Genomic DNA, 16,862 nt, shown 5'->3' with positions numbered 1-16,862 from the left:
ATGGTTGAATTGATTTTTTCGATATTTAAAACAGTGCTGTATTTTATACTTTTTATGAGTGCTTGTGAAATGTCTAATCGCTTCATATCATAATATATTACTTGACTATCTTAATGTGGTTTACATTTTGCATCTTTACCTATTTGTCGGTATAGTGACATTATCATTATTGCTTGGTAATAAATCTAAAATAAAACACCATGTCTATTTATCAAAAAATTGTTGTGATTATTTTTATAACATTAATCAATGTTAGTTTTTTGCACGCTGATGATACTCAGAGGCTAGAGTCTTTGCGTCGTTCAATCGAAGAACAAGAAAATCGAATAGCAGAACAAAATAAACAACGCACTCAATTAGTCAAAGATCTTAAACAGCAAGAAACCGAAATAGCAATTTTGTTGACCTCAATTGAAAAAAATGATTTATCGTTAAAAAAACTCAATCAAGAAATACATATAATGATTGACCAAATAGATGAACTGGTTAATAAGCAAGCACAGCAACGAGCAGTGTTAGCTAAACAATTAGTTGGTGCATTTAAAATTGGAAAAAATAGCGGATTAGAACTGGTATTTTCGGGTGATAAGGGTGAACGTAACGAACGAATTATTCAGTATTACGGATACATTAACCAAGCTCGACAGCAATTAATTAATGAGCTTAAACAGATCCAATTACAATTAAGTGAAAAAAAAGCCGCTTTGCAAAAAAAAGAGTCCTCTCATAAAGTATTACAAAATAGACAAAAGCAAGAACAATTGAGACTTGAAAAAAATCGTCAAAATCGTAAAAAAACGATAGTATCGCTAGAATCATCTATGCAACAGAATCAACAAAAATTAGCGCAATTACGTGAAAACGAAGCGAAATTGCAAGCAAAAATTGCTCAAGCAGAAAAAGAAAGCCAACGTATTGCAGAAGAAGAAGCAAGGCAAGCGAAAAGTATTGAAGAAAAACAAAAAAATAATAACTATACACTGAGCTCAGATGAACAATCACTTATGGCAAGAGTGAGTGGTATTGGCAAACCGGCTCATCAATTTAATTGGCCGGTAAGTGGGAGTGTGGCACATCGATTTGGTGAGGCATTACAGGGCGAATTATACTGGAAAGGCATGGTCATTAATGCGAAAAATGGTGCGACAGTTAAAGCAATTGCTGATGGAAGAGTGTTATTAGCCAGTTGGCTACAAGGATATGGATTTATGGTGGTTTTAGAACACGGAAAAGGCGATATGAGCTTATATGGATATAATCAGCGTGTTTTAGTGGGAGTTGGGGATAAAATTAAAACCGGTCAATCAATTGCAATTGTTGGCTCGAGTGGTGGTCAAAATAACCCCGGACTTTATTTTGAAATTCGGCGTGATGGTAAAGCGCTAGATCCGAGTGGATGGTTAAAATGATTGTACGCTGTGTAAGTTTAATTTTAACGAGCCTGTTATTATTTCCTATCAATAGTGGACTTGCTTCACAACTGGCTATTGTTATTGATGACTTCGGTTATCGTCAGCAAAATGAACAAAAAATTATTTCACTATCACCTAATATTACGATTGCAGTCTTGCCTTATTCACCCCATGCCAAACGGATGTCAACCTTAGCAAACAAGCAAGGTAATGAGGTGATTATTCACTTACCCATGGCACCATTATCAAAACAGCCGTTAGAAAAAGAGACACTATTTCCTTACATGGGGGAAGAAGAAGTTAATCAAATTATTGCCAATGCTGTTGAGCGCGTACCTTATGCAATTGGCGTGAATAATCATATGGGAAGTTTAATGACATCTGACCTTAAAGGTATGGAGCATGTTATGAAAGCACTTAACCAATATTCATTCTTCTATTTAGACAGCAAAACAATAGGTAAAACGCAGGTAATGAATGCGGCTCAAAACTATAATATTCCTGTTCTCGTTCGGGATGTTTTTCTGGATGATAAACAAAATGAAATTGCCATTGCTCACCAATTTGATATTGCTATTGAATTAGCCCGAAAAAAAGGGCAGGCAATTGTTATTGGTCATCCTTATCCACAAACGGTGAACGTATTAACAAAGAAGCTGTCCGAATTACCTTCAGATATACAACTTGTTAAACTTAGTCAATTAATTCATCCAGAGTCCTTACCCGAAAAACAAACATTAACCTTCAAAGATATATACAAAATATTTGAAAAAATAGGTTATGAAATCTATTATTTAACGATAATGCAGCAATAACTACTTCTTTTCTAATGTTCGATGACGGACTTGGACTTGTTTATTTTGAGCTCGAAAAATATCAGCTAACTGGTCAGCAATGAACACGGAACGGTGCTGACCACCTGTGCAACCAATTGCAATAGTTAAATAACTTCGATTGTTTTTTTCTAACATTGGTAACCAATTTTTTAAATAATCTGCAGTTTGATAAATAAAATTAGTCACTTCATCATGTTTTAACAGATAGTTTTTGACGGGATCATCTAATCCTGTTAATGGTCTTAACGATACATCCCAGTGTGGATTCGGTAAAAAACGAACATCAAAGACAAAATCTGCATCCACCGGTAAACCATGCTTAAAACCAAATGATTCAAAAATCATGGTGAGTTCACGCTCTTTTTTGCCTAAAATACGAGATCGTAAAATATCTGATAGTTCATGCACTGAAAGATTATCTGTATTAATCATTAAACTGGCATGAGATTTTAAGGGTTCTAAATACTTTTCTTCTTTATCGATGGCTTCTTCAAGCGAAAATTGCTGATTAGCCAATGGGTGAATTCGTCTTGTTTCACTATAACGACGGATAAGCGTATTACGGCTACAATCAAAAAAAATTATCTCAGGCGAAACAGATTGAGGTAAACGTTGAAATATATCTTTATCAAAATCAAAATTGATTGGTAAATTACGGATATCAATACTCACAGCAACAGGGGTTTTATTATTTTTGAGTGAATCAGCTAATTGCGGTAATAAAGCAACAGGAATATTATCAACACAATAAAAACCCATGTCTTCTAGCGCACGTAATGCAATCGATTTTCCTGAACCTGAACGGCCACTTACTATCAGTAGGATCACAATTTCAACTCCGATATAATTGATGCATGTAAGTATATAACGTTTATTCGTAAACTTGCAATTTGGAATATAAACAATATTACAACAAACTAAATATTTTTAATATTTAGTTTTTATTTCTTTAATCAATTGTTTAAGAGCTTGCCCTCTGTGGGAAATTTGGCTTTTGTGTTCTTTAGTCAGCTCAGCGGCAGTACAATTTAGTTCTGGTACATAAAATAACGGATCATAACCAAAACCGCCTTTACCTTTTAATTCATTTAAGATTAAGCCATTCCATTTGCCTAAACAGATGATGGGAGTAGGATCGTTTTCATGACGCATAAAAACTAGAGCACAATAAAAATATGCGGAACGCTTTTCTTGAGGAATTGGTTGTAATGCTTGTAATAATTTTTGATTATTACTTTCATCATTACCGTGCTCACCTGCATAACGTGCAGAATAGATACCCGGTTCACCATTAAGTGCTTCCACAACTAACCCTGAATCATCGGCTATGGCGGGTAATCCGGTTAATTTTGCGGCATATCTGGCTTTTATAATGGCATTTTCGACAAATGTTAAACCTGTTTCATCGGCATCAGGGAGATTAAACTGACTTTGTGCGACGATATCAAAACCCGCATCAGCCAGTAAATTTTGTAGTTCATTGACTTTACCCTGATTATTGGTTGCTAAAACAATTTTTTGCATAAAGGTTCCTTAACCTATTGGCTTAATATTTGAGCTGATTGATTAAACATATGAGTGTTTTTTTTATATTTACTTATTTAAAATTCAGGATCACAAGTAAAAGTCATGTTTTCACCTGATTTAGGATGATTAATTGTTAATAATTGTGCATGCAATAGTAATCTTTTGGACATCGAGAAAGCTTCTGGATGGGCATAAAATTTATCGCCTAAAATTGGATGACCAATAGCTTGCATATGTACACGTAGTTGATGAGAACGTCCTGTAAATGGAAATAATTTAATGCGAGTTGTATTATCAGGATTTCTTGCAATTACTTGATACTCTGTTAACGCATATTTGCCATTTTCCTTATCTACCATTTGTCTAGGACGATTTGGCCAATCACAAATCAGTGGTAATTCAACGGTTCCGGTGTCTTGCTCAACATGTCCATGCACAACCGCGATATAGGTTTTTTTAGGAATACGTTCTCGAAATTGTTTTTTTATTTCTCGATCGGCAAGTTTAGATAATGCGGCAACCATAATGCCACTGGTCGCCATATCTAAACGGTGTACCGATTCCACATAACTATATTTTTGTTGCAAACGATGAATGATACTGTCAATAAATTGTGGTTTATTACCAGAAACCGATAAGATTCCCGGTTGTTTATTAACAACAACAATATGATCGTCTTGATATAAAATTGACAGCCAAGGATCTGTAGGGGGATGATATTCCAAAAGCATTTAAATATGACAATTAATAACTAAAAATTGCCATATATTCTAGCAAAATCAACAAAAAGTGCCAGTTCTATAAATTGTTTACTTATGCCATGTTGATTCTTTCGGTGAAAAGAGCTGCATAAACAATATGATCAGACCCACAATAAAATAGCAAGCAAAAATGATGATCATCCATTGTGACATTTCAATCGTTAAAAATGACCAGATTTTTTCGGAGCAAGAACCATAAGCACTAAATACTTCAGGTAACCAAGTATCTAAAGGTAACCAAGATGGAAATTCAGTTTTAATTGAACACGTATCACCAAAGCTTGGCTCGAACTGTAGCTGTGCATGGAATTTTGCTAATCGAAAACCTTGAAATGCACTAATAAGCCAAATAAAAATACCGGCTAAACGAAAAGATGTTTTACGAGGAGCCAGAAATCCAATAAAGCTTGCTATCATGATGCCAAAAATCGCACAACGTTGATAAATGCACAATGTACAGGGTGCAAGACCTAAATTGTATTGAAAATGAAGTGCAATTAATTCAAAAACAACGGTTGAAAGAAAAAGTAAAAACCAAGCAAACCTTCTACGTGAGTACTGATTAAGCAGCGATAACATACTATTTTATTCTCCCAGATTCCGTTATAATTGTTTTGCTTTTATTATACTGAAAAAAACTACCTAATTATAATTAAGATTAGTGTAGATTATTTAAGAATAATGTAAACGACTTTTACTCATTGATAGCGGACTAATCATCTCTTATGCACACAAACGCTCCACAAAAAAAATTAAACGTTACTTTTGTGACTATATCTGAAGAAAATGCGACTCAACGTATTGATAACTTTTTACTCACCTATTTGAAAGGTGTACCAAAAAGTATGATCTATCGTATATTACGCAAAGGTGAAGTGCGAGTGAATAAAAAACGTATTAAGCCAGAATACAAATTGAATATTGGCGATGAAGTTCGTATTCCTCCTATTCGAGTTGCTGAAAAAGCTACGCCCGAAATCTCAACAAAATTAAATAAAGTGGCCGAATTAGAAAAGGCAATTATTTATGAAGATGAGATGATTTTAGCTATCAACAAACCTTCGGGCATTGCAGTACATGGTGGTAGTGGTTTAAGTTTTGGTGTAATTGAAGGATTACGCGCATTAAGGCCTGAAGCAAAATTTTTAGAGTTGGTACATCGTATCGATCGTGAAACATCAGGGGTACTGTTGATTGCTAAAAAACGTTCTGCATTAAAAGCGTTGCATGAACAACTTCGTTTAAAGCAGATGCAAAAAAATTATTTAGCGTTAGTGAAAGGCAATTGGTCTTCTGAATGTAAAGTGATTCAAGCACCATTGCTAAAAAATGTGCTCAAAAGTGGTGAACGTGTGGTGAAAGTTGATAAAGAAGGAAAACCTTCAGAAACACGTTTTAAAGTTGAAGAACGATTTGAGTTTGCTACTTTGATAAAAGCTAGTCCTGTAACAGGTCGAACTCATCAAATTCGAATTCATACGCAATATGCTAATCATCCGATTGCTTTTGATGATCGTTATGGGGATCGCCAATTTGATGCATTATTATCACATACTACACTTAACCGTCTATTTTTACATGCGGCGAGTGTCAAATTTATTCATCCTAAAACCCAGCAAGAAATGCTATTACAAGCTCCAATGGATGCCACATTGCAAGCTTGTTTAACTCAGCTTAGAAAAGATAAATTCAAACAAGCATAATTTTTAAAAATAAGGTAGTTAGCACTAATGAAAGATATCAATTTATATTTAATTAGACACGGTCAGACGGAATGGAATATTAAAGATCAAATGCAAGGCTCACAGAATTCCCCTTTGACAGAAGAAGGAATTTTAGGTGCAAAGGTGACAGGAAAATACCTTAAAGATATTCCGTTCATACAGGCTTATTCAAGTACTCAACAGCGTGCAATGGAAACTCGAGACTATATTATCAATGAAAATGTAAATGTTATTCCAACAGCTGAACTTCCAGATTTATGTGAAATGGATTTTGGTCTTTGGGAAGGTAAACATGTGCCGACATTAAAAAAAGCATTTCCGGAATTTAACACTTATCTTACTGATCCTGCTAACTTTGATGCAACAGTCAATCAAGGTGAAAATTATCAACAAGTTTTGGCACGTATGGAGCGAGCATTAAACACCATTATCGAAAAGACTAAGCAAGATACCGGTAATATTTTAGTTGTTTCTCATGGCACAGTATTACGGATACTACTTTGTGTTTTAAATGGTGGAGACTGGCGTTTACACCGTGATGAAGCGTATTTTCCACGTATGTTAAATACAAGTATAAGTGTGGTTAACTATAAACAAGATGAAAATCAGCCTGAAGGGCAATTTTCGGTTAAGTTTTATAATAACATTGATCATTTAGCCAATAAATAAATTTACTGAATGAATATTTTTCTGGCTAATGTGGATGCCATTAGCCAGAAAATTATAAATATTACCTTTTGTATTTTGCAAAGCGTTTTTGCAGTTGTTTTAATTGATTTATTCTGGCATCTATTTTAGATAGTGTGATTTGATCGCTTTTAGCTCTATTTTTAGCGTTTTGTAGCAATTGAATAGATTCATCAAATCTACCTTGTAAAGCAATGAGCTCTGCTCTTGCAGTCATCTGCTGTGCTGTTGAGTGCAGCCCACCATAAGCTTTAATCAGTTCATCCCAGCCATTCATATCGTCATTATGATCATGGGTATAGCGATGAAGAAGACTAACGGCCTGTTGGTAATTTTTATTATTATTATAAGCCGCCGCTAAATTTAATTGTATCGCTGTGCTGTTAGGAAATTTTTTTAAAGCTTGCTGTAACCGTGTAATCGCAACATTATTATTATTAAGTTCCAAATCAATATCAGTCATTAAATCAATAAACCATAGATTATCAGGCTGACTATCTAATAATGGTTGAAGTTGCTGTTTGGCTTGTTGATATTTACCTGCCTGATAATCCGCCAATGCGGCACAGTATATGATGGCAATTTTGCTTGGTTGATTATTTAATTTTTTATAATCTTGAATTAATAACAAAGCGGCATTTTTATTTTTAGCCGTAATAATCGCTAATCGAGCTTTAGCTAAATAGTAATCAAGAGAAGAAGTAATATTTTTTTTACCGTATTGCAAAGTTCGGTTGCGAACGTCAGTTAAACGATTATTAGGCAATGGGTGAGTAAGTAATATTTCAGGCGGTTTACTACTAAAGCGCGTTTGGTCAGCAAGTTTTTGCAAAAATTCAGATGATGCATAAGGATCAAATCCGGCTTTGACTAAAGTCCTAAGACCAACACGATCCGCTTCTTGCTCATTGCTCTGAGTAAAACTAATCATACTTTGTGCAGAACCCGCCATTGTACTTGTCATTGCAGCCATTCCAGCTTCAGGATTTGCTAAAGTAAGTAATATTGAACCTAACGTGGCTCCCCAAAAATAAGGGCTGTTATGATTTTGGGCTTCGATTGCACGGGCTAAATGTCTTTGGGTGACATGACCTATTTCGTGAGCCATGACTGATGCTAGTTGACTTTCGTTATCCGTATCAAGTATTAACTTAGAATGGACAACGACATTACCACCAAAAAAAGCGAAAGCATTAAGGACATCGCTGCGCATGATATAAAAGTGAAAAGGGGTTTGTACTGATTCTGATTTTGAAACTAATTTTTGACCCAAGTCATTAATATATTGATTCAAAACAGGATCATTTAGAATAGGGGCTTGAGCGCGTAACATTCGCATGTAATAATCCCCCATTTCCATTTCTTGACCGATACTTAATGTTGATGCAGCCGCTGTACCAATATCGGGCAAGTTAATGTTATCTGCATATACCAATGAGGTATTTTGCAATAGCAATGAAGCCGAGATTAAAAATGCAATTGTTTTTTTTAGCATTATTTTATTCCATAGGGATAATAAAATTGATTAACGATTATTTTAGCTGAAAAAAAACACAATATCACTTTGAATTTGTGACTAAACTTTACATAAAGTTAATAAGCCTAACAGATAGCATCTTTAATCAATGACCTCGTTTAGGGTTATCAAAATTTCTATCTTTTTATTGAAAAACGGCAGAGCGAATTTTTTCAATATCAACCGTTTCAAGATATTTTTTGATATTGGGATAAACATTGTAGTGATGACCAAATTCAGCTTGCATTAACTCATTAATTGCTTGAGATTTAGTCCAATTTTCAAAAACCAAACGGTACATAGCAATAGCGACGCCGGTACGATCACTGCCTTGCCAACAATGGATTAATATTGGTTTAGGGGAGGTATGAATCGCTTTCATTACTTGGATCATTTTCTCATCAGTAATATCACCTGCCCGCATTCGAATCCAAACTTCTGACATATGTGTATTTTCGACTAACTCTCGATCGCTGTGAAATAGCCGTAAATTTATAATGGTTTTAAAGCCAAGTTTATCAAGATATTTAAATTCAGTTATTGAAGGTTGTTCTGAGCGATAGATATCGTTAGATACTTGATGAAAATTATCCGGTAATTGAAAATCAGAATTAAGTTTAGATTGACAGCCAGTGAGATTTAAACTCATACAACACAGCAGTAGTAGACTTATCACAATCGTTGTAATACGGTTATGACTCATTTTTAACTGTTGTGTTGTATTTTGCATAACTAATTATTCGAACATGTTTATTTAAACAGTTTGAAGACGTTTTTTAATAAATGTCATCAATTCATCGATTTTTACTAGCGATTTTTCACCACCAGCACGGTGTTTATATTCTACTTCGCCATTTTCAAGATTGCGTTCACCGATGACAAAAGTATGTGGAATACCAATGAGTTCGGCATCAGCAAACATCACGCCCGGTCGCTCTTTACGATCATCAAAGAGTACTTCAATACCTGCTGATTGTAGATCTGCATAAAGCTTTTCAGCAGTGGCTTGTACTTTTTCAGATTTATGCATATTCATTGGTATTATGGCAACGCTAAAAGGCGCAATTGCGTCAGGCCAAATAATACCGCGGTCGTCGTGGCATTGCTCAATCGCTGCTGCGACAATACGACTTACACCAATACCATAACACCCCATAATCATGACATGATTTTGACCATCTTCCCCTTGAACAGTGGCTTTCATCGCTTGAGAATATTTGGTGCCTAATTGGAAAATATGTCCTACTTCAATACCACGTTTAATTTGTAATGTTCCTTTACCGTCAGGGCTAATATCGCCTTCAACCACGTTACGAATATCTTCAATGCGAGGTAAAGCGACATCTCTTTCCCAATTGATATTGAAGTAATGTTTATGATCAATGTTGGCACCAGCACTAAAATCACTCATCACTGCGACATCTCGGTCAATGATGATTGGCATATTAAGGTTTACCGGTCCTAATGAGCCTGGCCCTGCATTCACTATCGCACGAATTTCATCTTCAGTTGCAAATTCAAGAGGTGATGCCACAATATCAATTTTTTCCGCTTTGATTTCATTCAACGTGTGATCACCACGAACTAATAAAGCCACAAGTTGGTGCCCACTCTCTTTAGTCGCCTTGACCATGAGTGTTTTAACTGTTTTTTCAATCGGTAAATTGAATTGTGCAACTAATTCATCAATCGTTTTTGCATTAGGTGTATCAACCAGTTCCATCGCCTTAGTTGGTGCTGATCGGCTTTGCGTTGGTTCTAATGCTTGTGCCATCTCAATATTCGCCGCGTAATCAGATTCAGTTGAAAAAACAATATCATCTTCACCACTATCAGCTAATACTTGGAACTCATGCGACCAGTTGCCACCAATAGAGCCCGTATCAGCTCGTACCGCTCTGAAATTTAAGCCTGCACGAGTAAACACTGCACTGTAGGCTTTATACATATCATCATAGGTTTCTTGCAAGGATTCTTGTGAAGTATGAAACGAATAAGCATCTTTCATAATAAATTCACGAGAACGCATTACGCCAAATCGAGGGCGGACTTCGTCACGAAATTTGGTTTGAATTTGATAAACATTAAGTGGTAACTGTTTATATGAACTGACTTCGTTGCGTAGTAAGTCAGTGATCACTTCTTCATGGGTTGGACCTAATACAAAATCACGATCCCCCCGGTCTTTAATACGTAATAGTTCCGGACCATATTGTTCCCAACGGCCACTCTCTTGCCAAATATCAGCAGGTTGCACAACTGGCATTAACACTTCAATTGCCCCTGCTTTGTTCATCTCTTCCCGAACAATATTTTCAACTTTTTTAAGTACACGATAACCAGTGGGTAGCCAAGTATATAATCCTGCGGCAACTTTACGGATCATGCCTGCACGTAACATTAATTGATGGCTTATCACTTCAGCATCTGCTGGAGTCTCTTTTAATGTAGAAAGAAGATATTTACTGGTTCGCATAAATTTATCCTGAAAAAAATAATGTACTAATGAATATACTAAAATGTGAGCTAGTTTAGCAGTCCGTTGCGTAACACTAAAGTAATTTTATGCGTAATTATTGTAATCGACAAAAATTATTTATAAATTTAAGCAAATAAAGAAAGATAAAATGAATATTAACAATATGCCTAAGGCGCATATCTTCGCTTGGCAAAATTTTTTACGATTTAAATTGAAAGCTTGATTCTATACTTGATTATGCCATGGTTAACGCCATAATATAGCCATCATCTTTGATCAAAAAGTTATTCTTACTTTAATAGACGTTAATCGTATAAAGGAAACAAATGGCTTCAGTTTTTGAGATATTTAAAATAGGTATTGGTCCTTCAAGCTCGCATACTGTTGGTCCAATGCGAGCAGGCAAAGCATTTATCGATCAGTTAATAGATAATGGTCAAATGACTGCTGTTACTAAGATTATTGCCGATGTCTATGGTTCATTATCTTTGACAGGTAAAGGGCATCATACTGATATCGCTATTATTTTAGGGCTAGCGGGTGAAAAACCCGATACCGTTAATATCGATGATATTCCTATTTTGATTAAAAATATTAATCAAAATAAACAGTTACCTATCTATAATGGTCGTTATGAAATAGCGTTTTTAAGTGAAAATATTCTATTTCACTCTACTTTTTTGCCTAAGCATGAAAATGGTATGACTTTAACAGCTTATCAAGGTGAGCAAATACTTGCTCAAACGACTTATTATTCGGTCGGTGGTGGTAAAATTGTAGAAGATACGCAGTTTGGTCAACAAGATCAAAATACGGTTGTCTTTCCTTATCCTTTTTCATCGGCAGCTCAACTTTTGCAGCACTGTGATGAAAACTCATTGTCGATATCAAGCATTCTGCTTAAAAATGAGTTACAACTCCATTCGCAACAGGAAATTATCAACTATTTTACGTTGGTTGGACAAACCATGTTAGATTGTATTAAGCGAGGTATCCACACCGAAGGTTTATTACCGGGGGCGTTAAAAGTACCGCGTCGAGCAAATGCACTTTATCGACAATTATCAACCAGTAAAAATGATAATGATCCAATGATTATTATCGATTGGATAAATATGTTTGCCTTAGCTGTCAGTGAAGAAAATGCAGCTGGGGGTCGGGTGGTGACTGCGCCAACTAATGGGGCTTGCGGTATTATTCCAGCAGTGCTTGCTTATTATGATAAGTTTATTGATACTGTAACTCCTGATACCTATGTTCGGTACTTTTTAACTTGTGGCGCCATTGGGATTTTATACCAAAATAATGCTTCTATTTCGGGGGCTGAAGTAGGTTGTCAAGGTGAGGTAGGGGTAGCTTGTTCAATGGCTGCAGCTGGACTTGCGGAATTACTGGGTGGCAGTCCTGAACAGGTGTGTATGGCGGCTGAAATTGGTATGGAGCATAATCTTGGTTTAACTTGTGATCCCGTAGATGGTCAAGTACAAGTCCCTTGTATTGAACGTAATGCGATTGCTGCGGTAAAAGCCATTAATGCGACTCGCATGGCATTAAGACGGACAACTGCTGCCATTGTGTCTCTCGATAAAGTAATAGAAACCATGTACGAGACAGGTAAAGATATGAATGCCAAATATCGTGAAACTTCACGGGGTGGACTAGCCATAACGGTGCATTGTAGTTAGCAGCCCATTTATAATTTGTAGCCAGTTTGGAATGTATTTTTTAAAATCAATTTTTCCATGCAATGGTGACTGGGAGGAGACGATTTTGATTGTTGATAAACAAATTGTAATATATTGAATAGATTGTGAAAGGTGTGCTATTTATACTTGTATGGTAGGCTAGGTATCTAGCCATACCGACAATCATAAAAATCAATTAGATTAAATCTTGGTCTTCCTGCTCTTTGCTTTGCTGTTTTGTTAACTTATCCAAAAGCTTTTTATGAATACCATTAAATCCTCCATTGCTCATAATTAATATTGCATCGGTTGGTTTTGCTGATTTAACAATCATTTCAACTAACAAATCAATATCACCAGACCAATAAGCCGGTTGAATACAAGCATCAACAACGTCAACGACTAACCATGGTAACTGTTCTGGTTGAAAAATGAAGATTTCATCGGCACGACCTAATGACGGCGCTAATTCATCTTTCGATATGCCTAATTTCATGGTATTTGAGCGAGGCTCTAACACTGCCAGAATACGACGATTAGCACCAATTTTACTACGTAGTGCTTCTAAGGTTGCCAAAATAGCTGTTGGATGATGGGCGAAATCATCATATATTTCAATATTATTAACTTTACCATAAAGTTCTAAACGTCGTTTAGCGTTAACAAATGAGCTGAGCGCTAAACAAGCATCAGCCGGTTGAATACCGACATTATGGGCAGCTGCAATTGACATGAGTGCATTATGCATATTGTGTTCACCAACCAAAGAATACTCTACTTCACCGACTTTTTGACTATTGTAATAAACAGCAAAGTGACTTGCATCATGGTTAATTCTTTGGGCTAGCCAACCAGATTCAGACTCAGTAAAAGTTTGTTCACTCCAGCAACCTTTGGCTAAGACTTGTCGTAAATTCACATCATCTTGAGGCGAAATAATCAGCCCTTTGCTAGGGACTAAACGTACCAAATGATGAAATTGTTTTTGAATTGAATTAAGATCATCAAAGATATCAGCATGATCAAACTCTAGATTGTTCATAATAAGCGTTTTAGGGCAGTAATGCATAAACTTGGAGCGTTTATCAAAAAACGAACAATCATATTCATCGGCTTCAATAACAAAAAATTTACCTTCGCCTAATCGAGCGGAAACATCAAAATTACCCGGTACACCACCAATAACAAAACCTTGTTTATATCCCTGTTTTTCTAAAATCCAATTGACCATGCCTGCTGTGGTTGTTTTACCATGCGTTCCTGCAACAGCGATAACCCAACGATCTTTTAATACATTGTCATGTAACCATTGTGGTGCAGAAATATAAGGAATATTACTATTTAGTATATGCTCGACACAAGGATTACCTCTGGATAACGCATTACCAATAATGACTAAATCTGGGTTAGGAGTCAGTTGTGATGGATCATAACCTTCAATGATGTCAATATGCTCTTTTTGTAAAAGCGTGCTCATAGGTGGATAAACGTTTTTATCTGAGCCAGTAACTTTATGACCAAGAGAACGGGCTATTAATGCAATTCCTGCCATAAATGTGCCACAGATCCCAAGAATATGAATATGCATTTTTAGTCCTCAATCTCTACAAATTATGTTAATAAACTAGTCTTTATCTGAATTATATCAAAGGTTAATATAATGTAACTTTTAAATATTCTGCGAATTATAATCGATTTTGATTAACTATGCGATAGGCCACAAATGTCTAATCAGTAATTTGGCGGCTTGATTACCACGAAACTCATCTACGTCTAAATGATAAACTACTTTAGCTTGTTTTATTGATAAATCAGGCCATTCTAGGCGATCAACATTAAATGCAATACCATCAATGATGGGTCCGCCATTTTTAGGTTCTAAAACCAATTTAAGATGCTTGTCTGCCAATAATCGCTGTTGATGAATGATGAATTCACCATCAAAAATAGGTTCAGGGAATCCTTCTCCCCAAGGACCAGAATCTTTTAATTGTTTGGCAATTGAATAATTGAAATCTTGTCCATCGATTTCCCCGTCTGTTTCAATAACCGTTTCTAATAATTTGTCATCTAATCGTTTAAGTAATAATGCTTCAACACATGTGGTAAAACGTGATAAATTATTTTCATGTATTGTTAAACCAACTGCCATCGCATGTCCCCCAAAACTTACCATAAGCTCAGGGTGTAAGTGCTGCAATTCATCAAGTAAATCGCGTAAATGAATTCCTTTAATTGACCGTCCAGATCCTTTTAAAAAACCATCTTGAGTAGAAGCAAACGAAATAACCGGACGATGATACTTTTCTTTCAAACGGGAAGATAAAATCCCAATGATACCTTGATGCCACTCGGGGTGATAGACCACTAGAAAGTGAGGAATCGAGGTTTTTTCATTCTCCATTTTTTCAATGAAAGACAGCGCTTCTTGATGCATCGTCTGTTCAATTAATTTGCGATCATTATTTAAATTATTAAGATCAGTTGCTAAGTTAAGGGCGGTGTCAGGGTGGTCACAGAGTAATAATTCAACACCAAGCGACATATTGTCCATTCTTCCAGCGGCATTTAATCTTGGTGCAATGTAAAAAGCAAGATCAGTCGCATTACATGAACAGCAATCTTTTTTGGCAACTTGCAATAATGCCTTAATACCTTCACAACAGTAACCAAAGCGGATTCGGCTAACGCCTTGATGAACTAAGATTCGGTTGTTATGATCCAGTTTCACGACATCGGCAATAGTTCCCAGTGCAACTAAATCTAATAAATTAGCAATGTTAAATTCAGCTAACTGATTATCATTAAACCAGTTTTCTTGTCGTAATTTTGCTCTTAACGCTAACATTAAATAAAATGTTACGCCCACTCCAGCTAAATTTTTGGAGGGAAAGGTACAATCAGGTAAATTAGGGTTAATAATGGCATCCGCCGAAGGTAACCGGTTTGGGCATAAATGATGATCGGTAATAATGACTGGCAAATTAGCTTGTTTAGCAAATTCGACCGCTTCAATAGCTGAAATGCCATTATCGACTGTAATAATCAGGTCAGCTTTCAATGATATCGCTTTTTTAACCACTTCAACACTTAAACCGTAACCATCTTCAAATCGGTCAGGAATAATATAGTCGACAAATTGACATCCCATCTGTTTGAGTGCTCGGACAGCTAATGCGGTACTGGTCGCCCCATCGGTATCAAAATCGCCGACAATCATGATTCGTTGATTGTTTTTCATGGCTGAATAGATAATTTTAACGGCATTATCTATACCATTTAACTGATCATAATTACTTAGATTTCGAGCAGCATAATCAATCTCTTTGCTTGAAGTCACGCCTCGTAGAGCATAGATTCTTTGCAATAATGTTGGAATGTCATTCGAAAATTCAGGAAGTAACTCGGGTAATTTACGATGTACTAATTTAGTTTTATTCATATTTTCAATGTTAGCGCATTTGCGCTAACATACTTATTAATAATAAATTTGGATTTTAGCTAGTATTTAATTAAAAATTATTTAGCTGTGTTTTTTAAGATTTCAATTAATTTATCGGCTGGTACATAACCTGGAATAAGTTGCCCATCGGATAAAACGATAGACGGGGTACCACTGATACCTAGTTGTCGACCAACGTTAAATTGCTGAGTAACATAAGGAACGTCGCTGGTAGCTGGTGTAATAGAATCGCCTTTATAAGCTTTATCAAAAGCAGCTTTGCGATCAGCAACACTCCAGATAGATTGCATGTTTTTACCAACTTCACTATCAGCACCGGCACGAGGGTAGGCAAAATAATGGACTGAAATGCCATTATTTAAATATTGATCTATATTCTCGTGTAGCAATTTACAATAATGACAAGTATAGTCAGTGAAAACTGAAATCACATATTTTTCATCTTTGGCTTTGTAAATGATCGCATCTTTTTCGATTGTTTTCATTAGTGCCAAATTAGTGCTATTAGCGATGTTTTTCGGCTCATCACCTTCAACATTATAGATAGGGCCTTGAGTTAAATATTTACCATCGTCCGTAACATAAAAGGTTCCATCGGGTGTGACTACACTTTTCAAACCTTTTACAGGTGTGTTGGTAATTTTTAAATCTTTATTCTCATAACCTAGCTTACTCATAGTGTCGGTGATGTCACTATTACCTGCCAAAACTGAGGTTGAAATTAACGCCAAACCTAAAACTAATTTTTTCATTTACTTATCCTTATTTTTTA

General features: G+C 35.8%; 15 protein-coding genes. 5 read left to right on the top strand and 10 right to left on the bottom strand.

The window, feature by feature from the left end; translation table 11 throughout:
• The first annotated feature begins 200 nt into the window (after window positions 1–200).
• Together envC and A9G10_RS04350 are read left to right on the top strand one after the other, a co-directional pair.
• Window positions 201–1,409, top strand: coding sequence for a murein hydrolase activator EnvC (gene envC, locus A9G10_RS04355; RefSeq protein ID WP_065558402.1), 1,209 nt, complete (start codon window positions 201–203; stop codon window positions 1,407–1,409).
• Window positions 1,406–2,227: a divergent polysaccharide deacetylase family protein gene (locus tag A9G10_RS04350; RefSeq protein ID WP_065558401.1), complete on the top strand. Its 822-nt coding sequence runs from the start codon at window positions 1,406–1,408 to the stop codon at window positions 2,225–2,227. Before envC ends, A9G10_RS04350 begins: the two co-directional genes overlap by 4 nt.
• Here A9G10_RS04350 and rapZ read toward each other — a convergent pair whose 3' ends face one another.
• The 4 genes from rapZ to dsbB all read right to left on the bottom strand — a co-directional run bounded on the left by rapZ (window position 2,228) and on the right by dsbB (window position 5,115).
• Window positions 2,228–3,076 (bottom strand): RNase adapter RapZ, encoded by an 849-nt coding sequence (gene rapZ, locus A9G10_RS04345; RefSeq protein WP_065558400.1) that lies wholly within the window; start codon window positions 3,074–3,076, stop codon window positions 2,228–2,230.
• A 99-nt stretch (window positions 3,077–3,175) separates the two neighbouring features.
• Window positions 3,176–3,772 carry an XTP/dITP diphosphatase gene (locus A9G10_RS04340; protein ID WP_065558399.1) on the bottom strand — a complete coding sequence of 199 codons (597 nt, stop codon included), beginning with the start codon at window positions 3,770–3,772 and terminating at the stop codon, window positions 3,176–3,178.
• A 77-nt stretch (window positions 3,773–3,849) separates the two neighbouring features.
• The gene (gene rluA / locus A9G10_RS04335; RefSeq protein WP_065558398.1) at window positions 3,850–4,506 is read right to left on the bottom strand and encodes a bifunctional tRNA pseudouridine(32) synthase/23S rRNA pseudouridine(746) synthase RluA; all 657 of its coding nucleotides are present in this window, start codon (window positions 4,504–4,506) and stop codon (window positions 3,850–3,852) included.
• A 78-nt stretch (window positions 4,507–4,584) separates the two neighbouring features.
• Window positions 4,585–5,115: a disulfide bond formation protein DsbB gene (dsbB, locus tag A9G10_RS04330; RefSeq protein ID WP_065558397.1), complete on the bottom strand. Its 531-nt coding sequence runs from the start codon at window positions 5,113–5,115 to the stop codon at window positions 4,585–4,587.
• Window positions 5,116–5,261: 146 nt separating this feature from the next.
• Here dsbB and rluC point away from each other — a divergent pair, with 146 nt between their 5' ends.
• Together rluC and A9G10_RS04320 are read left to right on the top strand one after the other, a co-directional pair.
• The gene (gene rluC / locus A9G10_RS04325) at window positions 5,262–6,239 is read left to right on the top strand and encodes a 23S rRNA pseudouridine(955/2504/2580) synthase RluC (protein WP_065558396.1); all 978 of its coding nucleotides are present in this window, start codon (window positions 5,262–5,264) and stop codon (window positions 6,237–6,239) included.
• A gap of 27 nt (window positions 6,240–6,266) precedes the next feature.
• Complete coding sequence (locus A9G10_RS04320) at window positions 6,267–6,929, top strand: histidine phosphatase family protein (protein WP_065558395.1); 663 nt, start codon at window positions 6,267–6,269, stop codon at window positions 6,927–6,929.
• Between the two features lie 61 nt (window positions 6,930–6,990).
• On the opposite strand, the gene A9G10_RS04315 is transcribed toward A9G10_RS04320, so the two are convergent.
• The 3 genes from A9G10_RS04315 to proS all read right to left on the bottom strand — a co-directional run bounded on the left by A9G10_RS04315 (window position 6,991) and on the right by proS (window position 10,939).
• Entirely contained in the window at window positions 6,991–8,442 is a 1,452-nt protein-coding gene (locus A9G10_RS04315) for a beta-barrel assembly-enhancing protease (RefSeq protein ID WP_065558394.1), read from the bottom strand.
• Between the two features lie 166 nt (window positions 8,443–8,608).
• Window positions 8,609–9,193, bottom strand: coding sequence for a tyrosine-protein phosphatase (locus A9G10_RS04310; RefSeq protein WP_081299032.1), 585 nt, complete (start codon window positions 9,191–9,193; stop codon window positions 8,609–8,611).
• 24 nt (window positions 9,194–9,217) lie between these two features.
• Window positions 9,218–10,939, bottom strand: coding sequence for a proline--tRNA ligase (gene proS / locus A9G10_RS04305; RefSeq protein WP_065558392.1), 1,722 nt, complete (start codon window positions 10,937–10,939; stop codon window positions 9,218–9,220).
• A gap of 329 nt (window positions 10,940–11,268) precedes the next feature.
• Between proS and A9G10_RS04300 the strand changes: the two genes are divergently transcribed.
• Window positions 11,269–12,627: an L-serine ammonia-lyase gene (locus A9G10_RS04300; protein WP_065558391.1), complete on the top strand. Its 1,359-nt coding sequence runs from the start codon at window positions 11,269–11,271 to the stop codon at window positions 12,625–12,627.
• A 196-nt stretch (window positions 12,628–12,823) separates the two neighbouring features.
• On the opposite strand, the gene mpl is transcribed toward A9G10_RS04300, so the two are convergent.
• From mpl to dsbC, 3 genes are all read right to left on the bottom strand, one after another.
• Window positions 12,824–14,215, bottom strand: a complete 1,392-nt coding sequence (mpl, locus tag A9G10_RS04295; RefSeq protein ID WP_065558390.1) for a UDP-N-acetylmuramate:L-alanyl-gamma-D-glutamyl-meso-diaminopimelate ligase — start codon at window positions 14,213–14,215, stop codon at window positions 12,824–12,826.
• Window positions 14,216–14,332: 117 nt separating this feature from the next.
• Window positions 14,333–16,069 carry a single-stranded-DNA-specific exonuclease RecJ gene (gene recJ, locus A9G10_RS04290; protein ID WP_065558389.1) on the bottom strand — a complete coding sequence of 579 codons (1,737 nt, stop codon included), beginning with the start codon at window positions 16,067–16,069 and terminating at the stop codon, window positions 14,333–14,335.
• Between the two features lie 77 nt (window positions 16,070–16,146).
• Window positions 16,147–16,842: a bifunctional protein-disulfide isomerase/oxidoreductase DsbC gene (gene dsbC, locus A9G10_RS04285; protein WP_065558388.1), complete on the bottom strand. Its 696-nt coding sequence runs from the start codon at window positions 16,840–16,842 to the stop codon at window positions 16,147–16,149.
• Window positions 16,843–16,862 lie beyond the last annotated feature (20 nt).

Source organism: Gilliamella sp. wkB308 (assembly GCF_001690185.1).
GTDB lineage: Bacteria > Pseudomonadota > Gammaproteobacteria > Enterobacterales > Orbaceae > Gilliamella > Gilliamella apicola_I.
The sequence above is the reverse complement of the archived record's forward strand: the minus strand, read 5'-3'. Positions and strand labels throughout refer to the sequence as shown.